This is a genomic window from Exiguobacterium sp. 17-1, assembly GCF_023096305.1.
Lineage (GTDB): Bacteria > Bacillota > Bacilli > Exiguobacteriales > Exiguobacteriaceae > Exiguobacterium_A > Exiguobacterium_A sibiricum_A.
Map to the genome: position 1 here is coordinate 219,975 of NZ_JALIGJ010000005.1, position 19,686 is coordinate 239,660.

Here is a 19,686-nt window from a genome sequence, read left to right on the forward strand (position 1 = left end):
CTTCACCTCAAAGTTATAAACATTATTGTTGTTAATAACGGAATTAAAATTATCAAAACAATATTAAAATTTAGTACAATATTATCTACTGTAAAATCCTTAATTTTTTTTTGTTTGCTATCCTCATCTGATTCTTTTTTAATCATACTTTTCTCATAATCTATAGGATGATGATTTTCATTATTTTTTATTACTACCTGATACTCAAACATTATTATATTAAATTCATCTATATACTCTTTTTCCTTTAATCGATTCTCTTCACTATTTTTTTTTATTATTAAACTCTTTAATCTCAGAATTAAATCTTCTATATCTAGTTGATGATAATGTACTTTCAAGGCTCTCTCGTTGTAATTAAGTTCATTAATATAGTATTGGATTAAAATTACATAAATTGAAAAAATACCGGCTATAATACTAAAGACTGCTTCTTTAAACATAGGATTAATCCCTTCGCCTCCAAGGGATAGTAAAACAAAAATAACTGCTTCAATGTTTAGTATAAATAATATTAACTTCCATTTTTCACTGTAGTCTTTTAATCGTAAACTCATTCTAATTCTAGTATTTCTTGTCTTATTAAGAGTGTTAATTTTCTTTTCGATTTCTGTTAAAATATTTATTTCTTCATATTCCGAACTCATATTTGATTTTCCTTTCAATAAATGTTTTAAAAATATAGTTTATTCAAACAAAAAGTCTTTACTTTTTAATAATAAAGTAAAGACTTTTTGTTTATTAGTATTATGTTCATATGAAATCATAGTTCAAGTCTGTTCGACTTAAAATTTATCTTAGTTTATTTAAGGTGATGCACGTTTCGTTTAATGTAGCTTTTAAACTCTTCATCATTATAACTATTATGTCTAGCATCATAAGTCGAAGTACTTTGATTATAAAGAGAAGCTTTTGAAAAGATAACAAAATCTCCTTTAAATACTCTTGTGATGAGTCTAGCATCTCTATCCAATGGTGCACCATTAAATTCATTATGGTCCCAATGTACACGCGAAACATACGTTTCAGGAGTTAATTCTACTAGTTCTTCATAATCTAGAGAATAATTTTCATAAATACCACTTGGTTCAATTTCTTCCGTTTCTAATCGGAAATAATACCATTCAGAATCAACTCCCGAAAATGATTGGAAAATTAATTTTGTAGGCTTTAAAACATGGAGTGACGAATTGAGATTAATTTCAATTTTGTCGCCTTCATTTGATTGCTGTGCTGCGTGTAAATCTAAACCTCCACCTGTTGGTAAAAAAGTATGATTTTCAGCTTTATGTCTACCTACAATATTCAGTACTTTTATTATATCTTCTTTGTTAACCCACTCACATCTCTCCGGAATAGTTTCAAAAAGTTCACTTAATAATTCATCCCAAAGCGGTAGCTGTGCAGTACGAAACTCATGCATTAAAAAAACTCCTTTTTATATAAATTAAATTAGTATACACATATATAGTAATTCAATTTCAATAAAAAGAAAATATTTACATGATTTTTGTTAAAATATTCATAAAAAAGCTTTTATAATGCATTTTCACAATCTACTTTTACTTAATATTTTTGTTTATTTATGATACGGCTCATTCCGATTAATCCGATACGCCCGATAAATCTGCTCACACAAAATCATCTTCATCAATTGATGGGGAAATGTCATCTTCGAGAACGAAATCGTATCGTTCGCCCGCTGCATGACTTCCGGTGCGAGACCAAGCGATCCGCCGATGACAAATGCGATTTTACTTTTGCCGTACGTCGCCAGTCGGTCGAGTTCTGTCGCAAACTGTTCACTCGTTCGTTGCTTTCCTTCGATAGCAAGTGCGTAGACATGAACGTCCGGTCCAATCTTCGCTAAAATCCGTTCGCCCTCTTTTTTCTTCACTTGCTGCATCTCGGCGTCACTTAATTGTTCCGGTGCTTTTTCGTCCGGTACTTCGATTTCCTGAATCGAACAATAGGCGCCAAGACGTTTCGTATATTCGGCAATCCCTTGCTTCAAGTACTTCTCTTTCAACTTTCCGACCGTGATAATGGTAATTTGCATCATTTTTCTCGCTTTCTGACAGAAAATTCAGGAGTTATCCACAGAGTTATCCACATGTCCACATGTTGATAATTATTTTTTGCTTGACACAAGATATGTCGCGGGCTGGTCACAGTACTCACACGTGACGTTTTTCTCCGCCGGTACCTCTTCCAAAATCGGGTACTCTTCCGTTTCATCGACTACTTCGTCCAGCGCTAACTCGACGTGTTCTAAACAGACATATTTATCCACAGGTCTTTTCCTCCTTTTAAGTTATCCACATTTATCCGCTACCAGTATAACAAAAATTGACTTCCCTCACTGAAAAAAGTTATCCACACCTCCTCTTTGGAGTTACTTCTTGATTGGCTTCCCCCTCACCATCAATCCCTTCATCGTGTCCGTTGCACGCGACTCCTACAGGAAAAAGCGCGTGACAGCGAATCACGATGAGAACAACAGTCCATTCTACGCAAAAAAAACTACCCGCACGTATACGAGTAGTTGATCTGAATCTGTTATTGCACCGTCGCCGCTTGCGCCGACAGTTTGACATCCAGTGTCTGCTTCTCGCCGCCCCGGTAGAACGTCACCTTGACGTTATCACCGACTTTCGCATCCCGGTACAGGACACTTTTTAGATCAGCAAACGAGTTGATGTCCTTGCCGTTGATCTCAACGATGACATCATTTTCTTTCATCCCCGCTTTTGCTGCTCCGCTGTTTTTCGTCAAACCGACGACAACAATCCCGCGGTTGACGTCACTCGGTAACTTCAGACGATCTTCCCGGAACCCGCTTGGGAATTCCTGAACGTCCCGGATCTGAATCCCGAGTTGCGGACGAATCACTTCACCGTTTTGTTCGAGATCACGCATGATTGGCAAGGCTTCGTTGATTGGAATCGCAAAGCCGACCCCTTCGACGCTTGCTTCCGCAATCTTCATCGAGTTGATCCCAATCAATTGACCGGACGTATTGATCAGTGCGCCGCCTGAGTTACCAGGATTGATTGCGGCATCGGTCTGAATGACTTCGGTGTTGAAGTCCTGCTGTCCGTCCTTGTTCGTATCAACCGGTACCGTCCGTTCCTGAGCACTGATGACACCGCGTGTCACCGAGTTTGCAAAAATCCCGAGCGGATTCCCGATTGCAAGGACCGTCTCTCCGGCACGTAACGTATCCGAATCACCGAGTTTTACGACTTGTGTCACTTTTGAAGCATCAATCGACAACACGGCTAAGTCGTACGTCGGATCTTCTCCAAGGACTTTCGCTTCGAGCGCCGTTCCGTCGGACAACGTGACCGACAGCCGGCTTGCACCTTCAACGACGTGATAGTTCGTCACGACGTATGCTTTGTTGCCGTCTTTTTTATAGATGACACCCGATCCGGCACCGGTCTCCTGATCGGCACCCTGGAACGAACTTTGCAGATTCGTCACACTGACGACGGCTTCTCTCGTCTGACTGACGGCACCGACGATATCATTTTCTGATTCCGTCGCCTTCGTCGCGGCCTGTTCCGGCGTCGCGTTTGAGACCGGCGTCGGACTTGTCATTTCGTCACGCACGAACGGCCAGGCAATCAAAGCAATCAATAAGGCGCCGATGATTCCGCCGATCAGGCCGACGAAAAAGGCCTTCCCACCGCCGCGGCGTTTTGGTTCCTGCGGTTCTTCTTCATATGGTTCACGATAGGGACTGACCGGCTCATCTTCACTTGGTCGTCGCGGCGGAAAGCCGCTTGTCTCATCGGTCGATGCGTAAGGCTGATCTGATTCGTTCCGTGGTTCTTCTGGTCGATCCATCGACACACGCCTCCTTCTAAACTCTCTTTACACAAGTATACCCCCATCACGTGGCGAGTTAGCCAAATGTGGGGGTCTTTTGAGCATATTCAGTAATTTCCCATAATCAGAGCTTCAAAAGCGGCGTCGGAATGACCGGATCCGTGTCGAGCAACTGGATCTTGCTGAGGTCGACGTCGCGGCTCGCAAGCGTCTGGGAGACACTCATCCGGGCCAGCTCCTTCATGTTGTTGTCCTTACTCAGGTGGGCCATGTGGATCCGTTTCGTCCGGTCATCGAGCACTTCGCTCATCGCAATCGCCGCATCTTCGTTCGAGACGTGTCCGTAATCGCCGAGAATCCGCCGTTTGACGCTCCACGGGTAATGCCCCATCTGGAGCATCCCGATATCGTGATTCGCTTCAAAAATATAGGCATCGGCGCCGCGGATGACACCTTTCATCCGGTCCGAGACGTAGCCGGTATCCGTAATATGGGCGAGCCGTTTTCCGTCGTGGGCGAACTGGAAGAACATCGGGTCGGCCGCGTCATGACTGACGTTAAACGATTCGACCTCGATATCACCGAACTGTTTGACCTCCCCGACTTCCCAGAGGAACTTCAGTGCGGGGTCAATCTTGCCAATCTTCGCTTCCATCGCTGCCCACGTTTTTTCGTTCGCATAAAGCGGGATGTTGTACTTCCGGGCCATGATGCCGACGCCTTTGATATGATCGGAATGTTCATGGGTGACGAACAAGCCATCGATTTTTTCCGGTGACCGGTGAATCTGGTCGAACAGGGCGAGCATCGCTTTGCCGGTCAGACCGGCATCGACGAGCAGGCGGGTCTGTTCACTTTCGATATAGAGGGCATTCCCCGTCGAGCCACTGGCAAGGACGCTGTAGTGTAGGCTCATCGTGCATTCCTCATTTCTCTGAAACGGTATCAAGCCGTTCGATGGTCTGGACTCCGCCGTCGATTGCATTGACGAAATACAGTTCTTCTCCGTTCAGTTCAATCTGCCACGTCGGCGGTAAGATCTGCACCGATTTCGTTCCTTCCGTCACAAGACAGAAGTAGCCGAGCTTTTGACTCGTCATTCGTTTTGAGGCCGGGAACAAGCCCTGCTCCGACAGTTGAATGACGGACTCACTCGCCGATAATAACGTGACATCCTGTGCCTGACGGACGACTTTGTTTAAGTGACGTTGTTTGTAGCTGACGACTTCCTTCTGCTCGTTCAACTGGAGCACAAGTAACGACGGACCAATCATCGCGTCATCCTCCCGCGACTGTTGCGGTGTCGAATATAACGGTTGTTCCTTATACGTCTGAACAAACGTCATCTCATTGTGTTTGCTGTCATACTTCCAAAACGTGTAGTCTGTGCCATACGCAGCCGACGACTGGACAAACGATGTCGCCGAATCACGCATTGCTTTTGCTTCGAGCGGGAACGGTTTCGTCAGACGAACCGACCACTCGATTTGATTTTTGACAGACGTGACGGCATCTTGAATCGGGGAGCCTGATTTTGGAATCAATGAACTCGTATCAACTTCCGCCGTCAAATAACCAATTTCTTTCGAGACGGTCTGCAGTTTCTTTTCATCAATTTTTCGTTCTTTCAAAACAGTTTTCCCGTCCGCATTCGTCGTGACGATTCGGGGATCGATCATTCGGTCCATCAACTGAACGGCAAGATAGGCGTTCAGGATCAGGAACGTCAAAATCAGTAACGTTTTTGCTTTACTCCAATCCATGAAACATTATCCCTCTTTTCCGATAGCTTGATCAACCGTGGTCCATTTTCCGTTTTGTTTGACGAACCAATTTGGCTTAAACAAGGCATAACGACTCGTTTCAATTTCGTACGTCATCTCATATCCCATCCGGATACCGGAAATCTCATCCGACATGTCGGCGGATTGAAGCTGTTTTTCAATCTGATCGATGGATGGCAATGTCGTTTCACGGAGCAACAACTTCCGCTCCGCCCGAATCATACTGCGACTGAGCGAACGGATCTGATTTTCTTCGAACGTTACTTTGATGGTCGCGAGATCGAAGTCCGGTTGTTCAAGTAACGGTCCTGTTTCACCAAAAATCGGGTATCGGTTCAAATACAATCGGAATGTCGCCGCCTGTTCTTCTTCTGCTTTCGACATCTGATCAAAGTAATAGCGGAAGCCACTGCGTTGTGTCACAGGATCGAGCCATCCGCCGTGGATGTTGATGTAACTGACGATTGTACTGTAATCGACGGACGAGGTTTGGGTGTTCGGAGACAATGTATTAAAACGGAACGCATTATAATCCCGGTCGTAGGTCGAAACACTGACACCGTCCGTCAAAACGTCCAGGTCATCCCGGCTCTTGATTTGTTGGACGTTCGAGTTTTCCGTAAAAAATGCGCTCTCGATCCGGCTGAGCGGCTTCGGATCCTGCGAAATATCATCGTAGACGAATACTTCTTCCAGTTTCGTCGCGCCGCTTGGGACATACGTGTAGTCACCGCCCTTGAGCTCGACTTTCGTCATCGGTTTTTTCTTATCATAGGCGAATAGACGTTTTAAGACCGTCTCATCCCCGATTAATTTAAAGTCCTTAAATCGTCCCGTCGTCGACTCCAGTCGAAGAATCGGTCCTTCATAATCGAGCAGATAGAGCCGTTTGATCGGCTCCGACATCGCAATTTGTTTTTCCCCGAGCAACTCCTCGAGCATCTTTGAACTGATCGGCGTCGGGAAGATCATCTCGACACTCCGTTTGCTGACCGGAATATCTGATGCCTTATCGGTCAAAACCAGGACACCGACATCAAACGAGGCGCCGATCCGGTTCAGGATCGTCCGACCGATGATTTGAGTCTGGTAGGCACTTTCGCCGTTCGAATAGATGACAAGCTCCGGATTGATCAGCTGATTTCCTTCGACCGTCTTTGAGGCATCGATTTCATTAAACGATACCTGTTCCTGTTCAATCGACTCGCTGCTCGGATGATACGTCCATAACATGGCGGTCTGGACAATCGAAGCACTGACCAGAAGAATCAAAGCGATGGATTTCAGTCGCTGTTTCGTCATCCGATATCCACCTCTTCGATCACCTCATATGGAAGCGTAAAGTAAATCGTTGTGCCGCGTCCCCATTCGCTTTCTGCCCAAATGTCACCACCGTGTGCCGAAACGACGTCTTTAGCAATCGAAAGACCCAGTCCGGTTCCACCAATCTTCCGTGCCCGTGCTTTATCGACCCGGTAGAAACGTTCAAAGATTTTCTGCAGGTTCGCTTTTGGAATCCCGACCCCTTCGTCTTTGATGCTGATGACGATTCGTTTCGCCCGTAACATCGTCCGGACGGTAATCGTACCGCCTTCCGGTGAATACTTGATCGCGTTCGTTAAAATATTATCCGCGACCTGGATCAACTTATCCTGATCCCCGCGGAGGTAGACTTTCCGTTTCATGATTTTCCGGCGGAACTGAATCCGTTCCGGTTTCGTCATATCATGACGGTCGAGAATATCATTTAAGAATTGAATGTAATCAAACCGGACTTTGTTCATCTTGTATTCCTTACTGTCCATTTTCGACAGTTGCAACAGATCGGTGACGAGGCGGATCATCCGCTCCGTTTCGTTTTGTGTCGTCTCCAGGAACCGTGGCGCCAGTTCTTCATCCTGGTAGGCACCTTCCGCCAAGGCTTCAAGGTAACTCCGCATCGTCGTCAGCGGTGTCCGGAGTTCATGACTGACGTTCGCGACGAACTCACGGCGGTCCTGCTCGACTTGTTCCTGCTCCGTGACGTCATGCAGGACGATAATCATCCCGGTAATCGGTCCACTGTGCTTTTTGACCGGTGAGAAGAAGGCCCGGACAAGGAACAGTTCATCCTCGCTGCTGAAATCGAGCAGACGGGGCGGCATCGTCCCGTCTTCCGGAATCATAAAGTCGTCTCCGAGCGCGAGTAAATCCTTTAAGTTCGTCCCGACGATACCGGATTCATCGACACCAACGATATCCTTCGCTTGATCGTTCATCAGGATGACACGTAATGTCCGATCCGTCGCAATCACACCATCCGTCATATTTTCGAGGACACTCGTCAACTTCCGCCTTTCGGCTTCCGTCGTCGCATTCGCTTCGAGTAATTCATCCGTCAGTTCGTTAAATGAACGTGCCAACTGACCAATTTCGTCATCGGAATAGACCTTAACCTTCCGCGAGAAGTTCCCGCGTCGCATCTCGATCGCCTGGCGCCGCATATCCGAAATCGGCCGGGTGATCGTCCGCGATAACAGGACACCGAGAATCGAGGTGATGACAAGTGCAATCACTGTCCCCGTTGCTAAGATCCTTGTGACTTGCTGCATTTGCGAATAAATTGACTCCATCGACGCCCGGACGTAAATCATCCCGGTCGTCGCCCCTGTCCGTTCGGACGTGACGGGGACTGCAAAAATCCGAATCTTGTCTTCCGTCGTCGGATCGAGGACGGTATCGACACGAGAGGAACTCGTGGCTTGTGCTTTTTTAATCAATGAATTCGTCGCCCGTTGTCCGACCGCCGACTGATTGTCTTCGTCAGACGTCGCTTGAATGATCGAGTCCTGATCAATGATTTGTACTTCGAGAATATCGTTCCTTGACGTCGAGCCACTACTAAACTCAGACAGCAGTTGTCCAAGAGATTCAGACAACTGCCGTTTGGAGGCCTCATCATCGCCTGTCTTATCGAATTCCTTCCCGACATTGTACGCGACAAGTCCGGCCCGGTCTTCAACAGATTTTGAGAAGTTCGTAATGTACTGTTTTTCAAGGGAACGAACGAAGTAAACCCCAATGACTTGCATCGCGACTAAAATCAACAACGCATAAATGACGACAAGTTTCCACTGGATCGATTTGAAAAAGTTCGTTCCTTTTAACATCGTTATTCATTCTCCCCGTCTTGGAGATAGTAGCCGACACCGCGGCGGGTCATGATATAGATCGGTGTACTCGGATTATCCTCGACTTTTTCACGCAGACGGCGTACCGTTACGTCAACTGTCCGGACATCACCGAAGTAGTCATATCCCCACACCGTTTGAAGCAGGTGTTCACGAGTCATGACTTGCCCGATGTTTTTCGCCAGGTAATGCAACAGTTCAAACTCACGTTGTGTCAGTTCGATTTTTTGATCTTGTCGTGTGACGGTATGAGAATTCGTATCGATATACAGTTCTCCCACTTTCAATGGACCCGGTCCTGCATTTGCCGGTGTCGCTTCGACCGTATTGACGTTACGTAAGTGTGCCTTCACACGTGCTAATAGTTCGCGCGAGCTGAATGGTTTCGTGACGTAATCATTTGCACCAAGCTCAAGGCCAAGGACCGTATCGATTTCAGAATCCTTTGCTGTCAGCATGATGATCGGGACTTTTGATGTTTTTCGGACTTCCCGGCAAACTTCCATTCCATCCATCAATGGCAACATGATATCGAGCAGGATGAGATCGGGTTTAAACTCTTCGACTTTCTCGAGTGCTTCCACTCCATCATTTGCTACGGCGACACTATAACCTTCTTTTTCTAATTTAAATTTTAATATATCGGCAATCGGTTGCTCGTCATCGACGACGAGGATTTTACGTTCCGTCACTGGGTGTTCCCCCTTAAAAATTTCTATTCAATCTATTTTACCTGTTTTTCAGGCATATAGAAAGGTGGCGACGGAAACTCCCGACGCCACTCTGTTGACTTCATCATACGCTCACGTCATGCGTTCCACGTGAAACATTACCTTTAGTATACGCTCGTTCACTTCATTTTGTGAATGATTTCGCTTAATCAGAGAAGAAAAAAGGCAGCCCCAGATCTCAAATCTGGAACTGCTGCTTTTCAACCATTAAGCTTCTTCGTACAGATCACGAAGGACGACCGTTTGTTCACGACCCGGTCCTACCGAGAATGTCACGAGTGAGATATTCGTCAAATCTGCAATCCGTTTAACGTAGTTCTGCGCATTGATCGGCAGATCTTCAAACTTACGGATGTGCGTGATATCCTCTTTCCAGCCCGGTAACTCTTCATAAACCGGGACACATGCTTCGAGATCACGGAAACTCGCCGGATACTCATCAATCTGTTTGCCGTTAAACTCATACGACGTACAGATTTTAAGCGTCTCGATTCCTGTCAGGACATCGATTGAGTTCAATGCAAGATCTGTCAAACCGCTTGTCCGGCGTGAGTGACGGACGACGACTGAATCGAACCAACCGACACGGCGTGGACGGCCTGTCGTTGTTCCGTATTCACGACCGACTTCACGGATTTGATGACCGATTTCGTCAAACAGTTCTGTCGGGAACGGACCATCACCGACACGTGACGTGTACGCTTTACAGACACCAACGACGTGATCGATCCGTGCTGGACCGACACCAACACCTGAAGCGACACCGCCGGCTGATGCGTTCGATGACGTGACGAACGGATAAGTCCCGTGGTCAAGGTCGAGTAAGACACCTTGTGCCCCTTCGAAGAGGACTTTTTCGCCCTTATCGAGGCTGTCGTTGACGACGACCGATGTATCGCAGACATACTTCGCGAACTCTTGACCGTACGCGTAGTATTCTTCGAAGATATCGTCGAAAGCGATCGCTTCCGCATCATACATCTTCGTGAACATCCGGTTTTTTTGCTCAAGAACGATTTTTAATTTTTCAGCGAATGTTTCTTTGTCGAGTAAATCAGCCATCCGGATTCCGATTCGTGCTGCTTTATCCATGTAGCACGGTCCGATTCCTTTAAGCGTCGTTCCGACCTTCGCGTCGCCCTTTGCTTCTTCTTCGAGTTGATCTTGCAACTGATGATACGGCAAGATGACATGCGCCCGATTGGAAATCAGTAAGTTATCCGTTGAAACACCACGATCGTGCAGATACTTCAATTCCTTGACGAGCGATTTCGGGTTGACGACAAGCCCGTTCCCGATGACACATTTCTTGTCTGAGTAAAAAATTCCAGATGGAATCAAGTGTAACTTATACGTCTCATTATTAAATACGATTGTATGTCCGGCATTGTCTCCACCTTGATAACGAGCAACGACATCGGCTTTTTTCGAAAGAAAATCGGTAATCTTTCCTTTTCCTTCGTCGCCCCATTGTGTTCCGACTACTACTACTGATGACATATTCTCATCCACCTCCACGTACGATTCAAAACCACGACTAAGTGTAACGCGGAAAAAAACAGAAGTCAACCAAATACCGAACAATTAAATGTTACAATTCTTTTTCGTTCGTTTAAAAGACGGTTTTAATTCATTTTTTTCCTTTCTCTTCAAGATATTCAAACATAACGATTAAAAAAACGCTTCTGTCTCGAAAGACGGAAGCGTTTTTAAGCCGTTTAGGCGGGTGGTGCATAGGAATTGTTCGGTTCGAGATCCACGAACTTATTGAATTCTTTCCGGAAAGCGAGTTTGACGGTACCGGTCGGACCATTCCGCTGTTTCGCGATAATGATCTCAATCGTGTTCGCATCTTCCGTTTCTTTGTTGTAGTAATCATCGCGGTACAAGAAAGCGACGATATCGGCATCCTGCTCGATCGCTCCTGATTCCCGGATATCGGACATCATCGGCCGTTTGTCCTGCCGACTCTCGACGCCCCGTGACAGCTGCGATAACGCAATGACGGGAACTTCGAGTTCACGGGCCAGTGACTTCAAGGACCGGGAGATCTCGGAGACCTCCTGTTGCCGGTTATCGCTGGAACGGCCGTTCCCTTGAATCAGTTGGAGATAATCAATCATGATCATCCCGAGACCGTGTTCCTGCTTCAGACGACGGCATTTCGCCCGGATGTCGTTGACACGAATACCCGGTGTATCGTCGATATAGATCCCGGCTTGGGACAAGCTGCTCATCGCGAGCGATAACTTACCCCAGTCCTCATCTTCGAGCTGTCCCGTCCGGAGACGCTGCGCGTCGACATTGCCTTCCGCACACAGCATCCGCATGACGAGCTGCTCCGCTCCCATCTCAAGACTGAAGATGGCGACATTCTCATCGGCACGGGTCGCGACGTTTTGTGAGATGTTCAAGGCGAAGGCCGTCTTCCCGACAGACGGACGGGCGGCAACGATGATTAAATCGTTGCGCTGGAATCCGGCCGTTACTTTGTCGAGATCCCGGAAACCGGTCGGAATACCGGTCGTCTCGCCGCTTTGTTTATGCAATTTATCGATCGTCGCATAAGCACTCGTCAAGACATCGGAAATCGGAATGAAGCTGGCACTGCCTTTTCCTTGTGATACTTCGAGAATCTTCCGCTCTGCTTCATTCAGCAGGACGTCGACCTCATTTTGCCGTTCGTAACCATCCGTGACGATTTCATTGGCGGTCCGGATCAATCGGCGTAATGTCGACTTTTGATCGACGACATTGACGTAATAGTTGATGTTGGCTGCGGTCGGAACACCTTCCGCCAGTTCACCGAGGTACGGTAATCCGCCGACTTCCTCGAGAATACCCAGCGTACTGAGTTCTGCCGTAACGGTCACGAGGTCGATTGCTTCTCCCCGATCCGACAACACAAGCATCGTTTCAAAAATGCGTTGGTGGGCCGCACGATAAAAATCTTGTGGCAATAATCGTTCGGACGCACTGATCAGTCGATCCGCATCGATCATGATCGCCCCAAGGACGGCTTGTTCCGCCTCAATGCTCTGGGGGGGCGTATTTTGCATTACATCACTCATCACCGGTCCCCTTTTCTACTCACGCTTCTTTAACCTGGACGTTTAACGTTGCTGTGACTTCATTGTGCAATTTCAATGGTACTTTCGTCACACCCAGTGTTTTGATCGGGTGCTCAAGTTCGATTTTACGTTTGTCGATTTTGTAACCCATCTGTTTCAACTCATCCGCGATTTGTTTGCTTGTAACGGATCCGAAGACACGACCGCCCTCACCTGTTTTTGTTGAGACGATGATTGTTTCTTTTTCAATCTTTTCTTTTAATGCTTGCGCATCTTGTAACGCTTGTTTTGCTTCTTCTGCTGCTTTACGCTCATGTGCCTCATGTTGCTTGAGGTTTCCGGTTGTTGCGGGACGTGCCAATTTCTTTTTGAACAACACGTTGTTTGCATATGCGTCAGCGACGTCCTTGACGTCTCCTGTTTTACCTTGGCCTTTTACATCTTGTAAGAAAATAACTTTCATTCTGTTTCCTCTCCTTTTGTTTCATCTTCTAAATAGTGGTCAATCGCTTTTCGTAATTCTGTTGCGACGGTCAGGACCGATTCGGTCATCTGTGTCGCAGCATTCGTTAAATGACCGCCGCCGCCAAGCGTCTCCATAATCAGCTGAACATTCACTTCACCGAGCGAACGGGCACTGATGGCCGTCCTGCCGTCCTGCAATTCCGCGATGACGAACGCCGCGCGGATTCCTTGGAGCGACAACAGCTGGTCCGCTGTTTGGGCGATCAGGACCTGATCATGGATGACACCGGGCTCGGCCGTCGCAATCGCCATCCCGGCGGTGTACACTTCCGTCCGCTCGAGGATATGCGATTGCTCGACGTACGTCTCAAGATCCTGACTGAGGAACTCTTGCACCAGGACCGTATCGGCGCCTTGCGAACGCAAGTACGAAGCGGCGTCAAAGGTCCGGGAACCGGTCCGTAACGTAAAGCCTTTCGTGTCGACGATAATTCCGGCAAGCAGTGCCGTTGCCTCAAGCATCGCCAGTTTCTGATTCGTCGGTTGATACTCGATCAGTTCCGTGACAAGTTCTGACGTCGATGACGCGTACGGTTCGAGATAAACGAGAACCGGTTCTTCAATAAAGTCTTCTCCCCGTCGATGGTGGTCGATGACGACCAGGCGTTCAAAACGCTCCAGCAATGCCGGTACGACGACCAGGGAAGGTTTATGGGTATCGACGATAATCAAGAGCGCCTGATCATCAATCAATTGATCCGCCTGGAACGCATTCACGAAACGGGTCTCAAGTTTCGGTTCCTGACTGATTTCATTCATCATCCGCCGGATTCCTTGTCCGATTTCGGCTTCCGGAAGAATGATATGGGCTTCTTTATCGTTCATCTCGGCGAGTTTTAAAATCCCGATCGAGGACCCCAGTGAATCCATATCCGGATTCCGGTGCCCCATGATGAGGACGCGACTCGACTCCTGCATCAAATCACGCAACGAGTTGGCAATGACGCGGGCCCGGACACGTGTCCGTTTTTCTGTCGGATTGGTTTTCCCACCATAAAAACGAACTTTCCCGTCCCGCTTGATGACGACCTGATCGCCGCCGCGGCCTAAGGCCAGATCGAGACTCGATTGGGCCATCAAACCAAGCGCCGGAATCGGATCACTGCCACATCCGATACCGATCGACAACGTCAGCTGGACGCCGCGTTGACTCGTTTCTTCCCGGACTGTATCAAGAATCGTAAATTTTGATCGTTCCAAAATCCGCAGATTCTCTTCCGTCGTCACGATAAAGTAACGGTCGGAAGCGGTCCGTTTGATGTAAGTGCCGTGATCTGCGGCCCAGTGATTCAGCAATTGGGTGACGCGGCTGTTCAACTCACTGCGAAGCTGATCTTCAATCCCTTGTGTCATCTCATCATAATTATCGAGATAAATCACACCGATGACCGTCTGATTATCGACCAGTTGCTGTTCGACCTGTGCTTCTTCTGTCATATCGAACAAGTAGAAGGTCCGGTTTTCGCTGTTCGAAAAGACACGATAAACCGATTCGCCGATTTCGAGTGTCGCTTGGTCCTCATCGACGCCAATCATTTCAACGAACAAAGGATCAAGATCCGTCAAGACGTGTCCCATGGCAAGATCCTCAAAAATTTCACGCATCGGATCATTGAACCAGGTAACACGTGCGTCTTCATCATAAAGTAAAATTCCAATTGGCATGTTCGTCAAAGCATCTTGACCGGTGTCTTCGACTTGAATCGATATACCGGCGACGTAGCTTTCCCACGACTTCCGACCACGTCGTTCCTCCAGAAGATGAAGGACGAACAGCCCCGTCGTCAAGACGGCTCCAACCGCTGCGATGATTGGGTGATCGACGGCAATGACAAAAAGTAGAGCCACGATTAATAGATACGGAACGAAGCGAAAAAAGCGTTGTTCTCGTTCAGGTGATACTTGCTGACCTAACCCCATCGCGTCCTCCTTGTATACTAAATATACTCGTATGAAAAATTCGGTAACTTGTATATTATAACCGAAAAGCAGGACCGGTTGAAAGCGAAGCGAAAAAAAGCGCCTTTCCTTCGAAAAGGAAAAGCGCTGGACCGTAATCAGTCAGCTACGTATGGAATTAAAGCCATTTGACGTGAACGTTTGATTGCGATTGTAAGTGGACGTTGGTATTTCGCTGAAGTACCAGTCACACGACGTGGAAGAATCTTACCGCGTTCCGAAATGAAACGTTTGAGAAGTTCTACGTCTTTATAATCGATATGAGTGATGTGGTTCGACGTGAAGTAACATACTTTACGACGACGTTTTCCACCTGGACGACGTGCCATGTGATTAACCTCCTTTTTAGAGTAAATTTTTCAGTCCGACGTTCCCATTAGAATGGAAGGTCGTCGTCTGAAAGATCGATCGAACTGCCGCCGCTGAACGGATCAGCGCCGAAGCCCGAATTCGATGAAGATGAAGCGGGTGCTGGCGAGGAAGAGTTGTTCTGCTGTTGCTGTGAACCCCATCCTGCAGCATTTCCGTTTCCACCTGTATTTGAATTCGAAGAGTAGCTATCACTATCGGAAGAACGGCTTGCATTGCGTGATTCTAGGAATCGAACACTATCCGCGACGACTTCTGCACGATAACGACGTTGACCATCTTTATCGTCATAGCTACTAATCTGAAGGCGACCCTCAACTCCTGCGAGGCTCCCTTTTTTCAAATACTGAGCAACGTTTTCTGCTTGCTTGCGCCAAACGACGCAATCGATGAAGTCAGCTTCTCGCTTCCCATCTTGTCCTGTAAACGGACGGTCACAAGCGAGTGTGAATCGCGTTACCGCAATCCCGCTCTGCGTATAACGCATTTCAGGGTCACGAGTTAACCGACCGACTAAAACGACGCGGTTAATCATCAGAATCACTCTCCTGTTTCAGCTTATTTCTCGTCTTTTGTGATCATTAAGCGAACGATATCGTCACTGATCTTCATGAGACGGTCAAGTTCTTTTGTAGCTGCTGGTTCAGCAGTCACGTTAAGAAGAACGTAGAAACCTTCACGCATATCATTGATTTCGTAAGCAAAACGACGTTTACCCATTTCAGTTGTTTTTTCAACTGTACCACCGTTGTCAGTGAGGACTTTGTTGAAACGCTCAACTAGAGCTTTTCGTGCTTCCTCATCAACTTCCGGACGGATGATGTAAAGTACTTCGTATTTACGCATATCTGTCACCTCCTCTTGGACTGGCGGCTCGATTCATCGAGCAAGGAGCAATAATTCATTACTCACATTTGTTAATACTATCAAAGTATTTTGGTTTATGCAATAACGATTCGTTCGCTTCTCTTAAACATTGAAGCGGAATGTGACGACATCGCCGTCTTGGAAGACATATTCTTTCCCTTCAGAACGGTAACGTCCTTGTTCTTTCACGGTCGCCATGTTTCCAGCTGCTGCTAAATCTTCGTAAGCAACAACTTCCGCACGAATGAAACCGCGTTCGAAGTCCGAGTGGATGACGCCCGCACATTGCGGCGCTTTCATGCCTTTTTTGAACGTCCAGGCACGAACTTCCTTTTCACCGGCTGTGAAGTACGTCGCAAGACCAAGCGTGTTATACGCTGCATGGATCAACTGATCAAGACCTGACTCTTCGATTCCGAGATCCACTAGGAACTCTTGACGTTCTTCCGGTTCGAGCTCAGCAATCTCTTCTTCGATCCGGGCACAGATGATGATGACTTCTGCGCCTTCTTTCGCCGCGAATTCACGAACCAAACGGACATTTTCATTACTGTCTGCGTCCGCGACTTCGTCTTCACCGACGTTTGCGACATAAAGCATCGGTTTCATCGTCAGCAATTGGAAATGCTTGACGATCGCTGCCTGATCTTCGTTTAACTCGGCAAGACGTGCTGGTTTTTCGTCTTCCAGTAATGCCAAGACGATTTCAAGTGCTTCGAGTTCGCCCGCTGCATTTTTATCGCGTGATTTCACTTGTTTTTGGACACGTTGGATCCGTTTTTCGACCAATTCGAGATCGGCAAGGATCAATTCAAGGTTGATCGTCTCGATATCATCGATTGGTGAGACTTTTCCTGAAACGTGTGTGATGTTCTCATCGATGAAACAACGGACAACCTGACAGATGGCATCGACTTCACGAATGTTGGCCAAGAATTTGTTACCGAGCCCTTCTCCTTTTGAAGCTCCTTTGACGATTCCGGCGATATCCGTGAATTCAAATGCGGTCGGGATCGTTTTCTTCGGATTAACGAGTTCTGTCAATTTACGAAGACGTGCATCCGGCACCTCGACGACACCGACGTTCGGGTCGATTGTTGCGAACGGGTAGTTCGCCGCCTCGACACCAGCTTGTGTAATTGCGTTAAAAAGTGTTGATTTTCCTACGTTTGGTAAGCCAACGATTCCGGCTGTTAATCCCACTTGGAATTCCTCCTTTTCGGTATTTCCTAGGAAATCCGTGCTAGCGGCCGCAGTGGGTAGAATGATTACACCACGTCAGCACATCTTTCACAATTATAGATAGTTCAATTTTTTTAAGCAAGGAGATGCGTCTTCTTTTTTTAAAGACTAGATTGTTTCATGTACGTTTTGCTGTAGTTCCAAGCAGTCTTCTATTTGATTACCGGAACAGCAACAAACCCCTGAAGACCTTTACCGGTCGACAGGGGCTTGCTCATATTCATTCGGGTAAGACTTTTTTTAAACGCTTATCGAAGTCACGGCGCGGCATCAGGATACTCGCTCCACATCCCTGGCATTTAATTCGGATGTCCATCCCGACGCGGATGATTTGCCAACGGTTCGTTCCGCAAGGATGTTGTTTTTTCATTTCGACATAATCATGAAGATTGTACGTTTTTGGCATCATCGGCTTGACCACCATTCCCTTGTTCTGTATTCATCATGACCATCCGTGGATACGGAATCTTAATTCCTTCCAGTTCGAGTCCTTGCTTCAGTTCTTTCCGGATCAAGCGTCCTGCCTGAAAATGCTGCATCGGCGGCACTTCTGCCATCAGACGGTAGACGACTTCAGACGGTCCAAGTGTCTGGACACCGAGCATTTGAATCGGCTCAATAAACATATCTGTATATTTTTCCGTCGTCGCGTTAGCAATTTGATGCAAGACCTGTTCGACCCGTTCCAAATCTTCTTCATATGAGACTTGTACATCGACTAAAGCAAAACTGTTGTCGACGGAAAAGTTCGTCACCTGCAGAATTTGTCCGTTCGGAATGATGTGGATTTCTCCATTCAATCCCTTTAACTTCGTCGTCCGGATTCCGAGTTCTGTGACGACCCCTTCAATCAAACCGACACGGACAAAGTCACCGACCTTGAATTGACGTTCGAAAATGATAAAGGCTCCGGTAATGATATCCTGAACCAGGTTCTTCGCCCCAAATGAGATGGCAAGTCCGGCGATACCGGCACTGGCGACAAGACCTGTAATGTTGATTCCGAACTGACTGAGGACCGTCAAGAGCATGACGATACCAAGAACATAACGGATAGCATTTTGGAGCAGTTTCAACAATGTTTCATTTTGGCGTTGTGCCAACGAATCATGTTCATTAATCTTTCGAATCGTAAATAATCGTGAAACCGCGCCTGTTAAAATACGCATCAGTATATAAAAACCGGCGATAATGATCACGGCGATCAATAACTTTAATCCAAAGCGGATCCACATGTCTGCGTCCATGACTTGATCTAGAATCCGATCGACCTGGGCGACTGAATCCTGTACGTCTTTATTGGTAGCCATTCTCTCCATCCTTTCGACTTCTCTCTATTACGACAGTATACGTGATTTTAAATGACTTTCAACCAAAGAACCGATTTTGACGTTAGATTTTCACAAAAACCGGGAAAGGAAAATCATTACAGAACGCCTTCACTCTCACCACGACACCAGGATGCTGACACCAGGAGAAGAAAGGATGATCCAGATGAATTTCCGTTTTCATTCTCACGAAAAAAAGCCCTATTCTTTCTTTTTAGAATATACGGAACCATTCGCTAAGGAACGACTGGCCGAACAGTTGCATGAACAGGTCAATGCCATGAAGGAAAACCGTCCCGTCGTCCTTGTCTGTATCGGTTCCGACCGATCAACCGGCGACTCACTCGGACCGCTCGTCGGAACCTTTTTGGAAAAAAATCGACCGGCGAACATGCATGTCTACGGGACATTGGCCAAACCGGTCCATGCCTTGAATCTGGCCGAAACCATTCATTCGATTCAAACGACACATTACCGTCCGCTCGTCATCGCCATCGATGCCTGTCTCGGCCGCCTGTCGAGTGTTGGTCATGTCTTCTTCTCGGAAGGCCCGCTTGCTCCTGGTGCCGGTGTCCAAAAAGAATTACCGGCTGTCGGTGATTTTAATATTAAAGCTGTCGTCAATGTCAGTGGCTTCATGGAAATGATGATTCTTCAAAATACACGCCTCCACCTTGTTTATGAGTTGGCTGAACTCGTTGCCGATAGCTTTGCCTTGCTCGATACGAAGCTTGCGGCTGAAACTACACGTACAACTATCTCCTTCACACCACGCTCGATTTAATGGCAGTATTTTTCCTTTCTTT

At 47.0% G+C, this 19,686-nt stretch carries 21 protein-coding genes; 1 reads left to right on the top strand and 20 read right to left on the bottom strand.

Features of this window, described 5'->3' with window-relative positions; translation table 11 throughout:
* Window positions 1-2: 2 nt before the first annotated feature.
* The 20 genes from MUN34_RS13755 to MUN34_RS13850 form a co-directional block, all read right to left on the bottom strand.
* Window positions 3-647, bottom strand: a complete 645-nt coding sequence (locus MUN34_RS13755; protein WP_247858102.1) for an SLATT domain-containing protein — start codon at window positions 645-647, stop codon at window positions 3-5.
* A gap of 155 nt (window positions 648-802) precedes the next feature.
* A complete protein-coding gene (locus tag MUN34_RS13760) occupies window positions 803-1,423 on the bottom strand; it encodes a serine/threonine protein kinase (protein WP_247858103.1) in 621 nt (206 codons plus the stop codon).
* A gap of 156 nt (window positions 1,424-1,579) precedes the next feature.
* Window positions 1,580-2,059 (bottom strand): 23S rRNA (pseudouridine(1915)-N(3))-methyltransferase RlmH, encoded by a 480-nt coding sequence (gene rlmH, locus MUN34_RS13765; protein ID WP_012371884.1) that lies wholly within the window; start codon window positions 2,057-2,059, stop codon window positions 1,580-1,582.
* 72 nt (window positions 2,060-2,131) lie between these two features.
* A complete protein-coding gene (locus tag MUN34_RS13770; RefSeq protein WP_012371885.1) occupies window positions 2,132-2,293 on the bottom strand; it encodes a CxxH/CxxC protein in 162 nt (53 codons plus the stop codon).
* Between the two features lie 266 nt (window positions 2,294-2,559).
* Entirely contained in the window at window positions 2,560-3,852 is a 1,293-nt protein-coding gene (locus tag MUN34_RS13775) for a S1C family serine protease (protein WP_247858104.1), read from the bottom strand.
* A 106-nt stretch (window positions 3,853-3,958) separates the two neighbouring features.
* Complete coding sequence (locus MUN34_RS13780) at window positions 3,959-4,750, bottom strand: MBL fold metallo-hydrolase (RefSeq protein ID WP_026827048.1); 792 nt, start codon at window positions 4,748-4,750, stop codon at window positions 3,959-3,961.
* A 10-nt stretch (window positions 4,751-4,760) separates the two neighbouring features.
* The gene (locus tag MUN34_RS13785; protein ID WP_026827047.1) at window positions 4,761-5,597 is read right to left on the bottom strand and encodes a two-component system regulatory protein YycI; all 837 of its coding nucleotides are present in this window, start codon (window positions 5,595-5,597) and stop codon (window positions 4,761-4,763) included.
* Window positions 5,598-5,603: 6 nt separating this feature from the next.
* Complete coding sequence (locus MUN34_RS13790) at window positions 5,604-6,920, bottom strand: YycH family regulatory protein (protein WP_247858105.1); 1,317 nt, start codon at window positions 6,918-6,920, stop codon at window positions 5,604-5,606.
* Complete coding sequence (walK, locus tag MUN34_RS13795; RefSeq protein ID WP_026827045.1) at window positions 6,917-8,767, bottom strand: cell wall metabolism sensor histidine kinase WalK; 1,851 nt, start codon at window positions 8,765-8,767, stop codon at window positions 6,917-6,919. The genes MUN34_RS13790 and walK overlap by 4 nt, the downstream gene beginning before the upstream one ends.
* Before the next feature lie 2 nt (window positions 8,768-8,769).
* Window positions 8,770-9,480, bottom strand: coding sequence for a response regulator YycF (gene yycF, locus MUN34_RS13800; protein WP_026827044.1), 711 nt, complete (start codon window positions 9,478-9,480; stop codon window positions 8,770-8,772).
* Window positions 9,481-9,726: 246 nt separating this feature from the next.
* Entirely contained in the window at window positions 9,727-11,019 is a 1,293-nt protein-coding gene (locus MUN34_RS13805) for an adenylosuccinate synthase (RefSeq protein ID WP_114596769.1), read from the bottom strand.
* Between the two features lie 218 nt (window positions 11,020-11,237).
* Window positions 11,238-12,590, bottom strand: coding sequence for a replicative DNA helicase (gene dnaB, locus MUN34_RS13810; RefSeq protein WP_012371893.1), 1,353 nt, complete (start codon window positions 12,588-12,590; stop codon window positions 11,238-11,240).
* Window positions 12,591-12,609: 19 nt separating this feature from the next.
* Complete coding sequence (gene rplI, locus MUN34_RS13815; protein ID WP_012371894.1) at window positions 12,610-13,053, bottom strand: 50S ribosomal protein L9; 444 nt, start codon at window positions 13,051-13,053, stop codon at window positions 12,610-12,612.
* Window positions 13,050-15,035: a DHH family phosphoesterase gene (locus MUN34_RS13820; RefSeq protein ID WP_247858106.1), complete on the bottom strand. Its 1,986-nt coding sequence runs from the start codon at window positions 15,033-15,035 to the stop codon at window positions 13,050-13,052. The genes rplI and MUN34_RS13820 overlap by 4 nt, the downstream gene beginning before the upstream one ends.
* A gap of 137 nt (window positions 15,036-15,172) precedes the next feature.
* On the bottom strand, window positions 15,173-15,403 hold the full coding sequence (rpsR, locus tag MUN34_RS13825; protein ID WP_012371896.1) for a 30S ribosomal protein S18: 231 nt from the start codon (window positions 15,401-15,403) through the stop codon (window positions 15,173-15,175).
* 47 nt (window positions 15,404-15,450) lie between these two features.
* Window positions 15,451-15,978, bottom strand: coding sequence for a single-stranded DNA-binding protein (locus MUN34_RS13830; RefSeq protein ID WP_012371897.1), 528 nt, complete (start codon window positions 15,976-15,978; stop codon window positions 15,451-15,453).
* 23 nt (window positions 15,979-16,001) lie between these two features.
* Window positions 16,002-16,289, bottom strand: a complete 288-nt coding sequence (gene rpsF, locus MUN34_RS13835; protein ID WP_012371898.1) for a 30S ribosomal protein S6 — start codon at window positions 16,287-16,289, stop codon at window positions 16,002-16,004.
* A 123-nt stretch (window positions 16,290-16,412) separates the two neighbouring features.
* On the bottom strand, window positions 16,413-17,513 hold the full coding sequence (gene ychF, locus MUN34_RS13840) for a redox-regulated ATPase YchF (protein WP_026827041.1): 1,101 nt from the start codon (window positions 17,511-17,513) through the stop codon (window positions 16,413-16,415).
* Between the two features lie 259 nt (window positions 17,514-17,772).
* Window positions 17,773-17,961, bottom strand: coding sequence for a DUF951 domain-containing protein (locus MUN34_RS13845; protein WP_012371900.1), 189 nt, complete (start codon window positions 17,959-17,961; stop codon window positions 17,773-17,775).
* A complete protein-coding gene (locus MUN34_RS13850; RefSeq protein WP_247858107.1) occupies window positions 17,933-18,862 on the bottom strand; it encodes a mechanosensitive ion channel family protein in 930 nt (309 codons plus the stop codon). The genes MUN34_RS13845 and MUN34_RS13850 overlap by 29 nt, the downstream gene beginning before the upstream one ends.
* Window positions 18,863-19,037: 175 nt before the next feature.
* Here MUN34_RS13850 and yyaC point away from each other — a divergent pair, with 175 nt between their 5' ends.
* Window positions 19,038-19,664 carry a spore protease YyaC gene (gene yyaC, locus MUN34_RS13855; protein WP_026827039.1) on the top strand — a complete coding sequence of 209 codons (627 nt, stop codon included), beginning with the start codon at window positions 19,038-19,040 and terminating at the stop codon, window positions 19,662-19,664.
* Window positions 19,665-19,686: the final 22 nt, after the last annotated feature.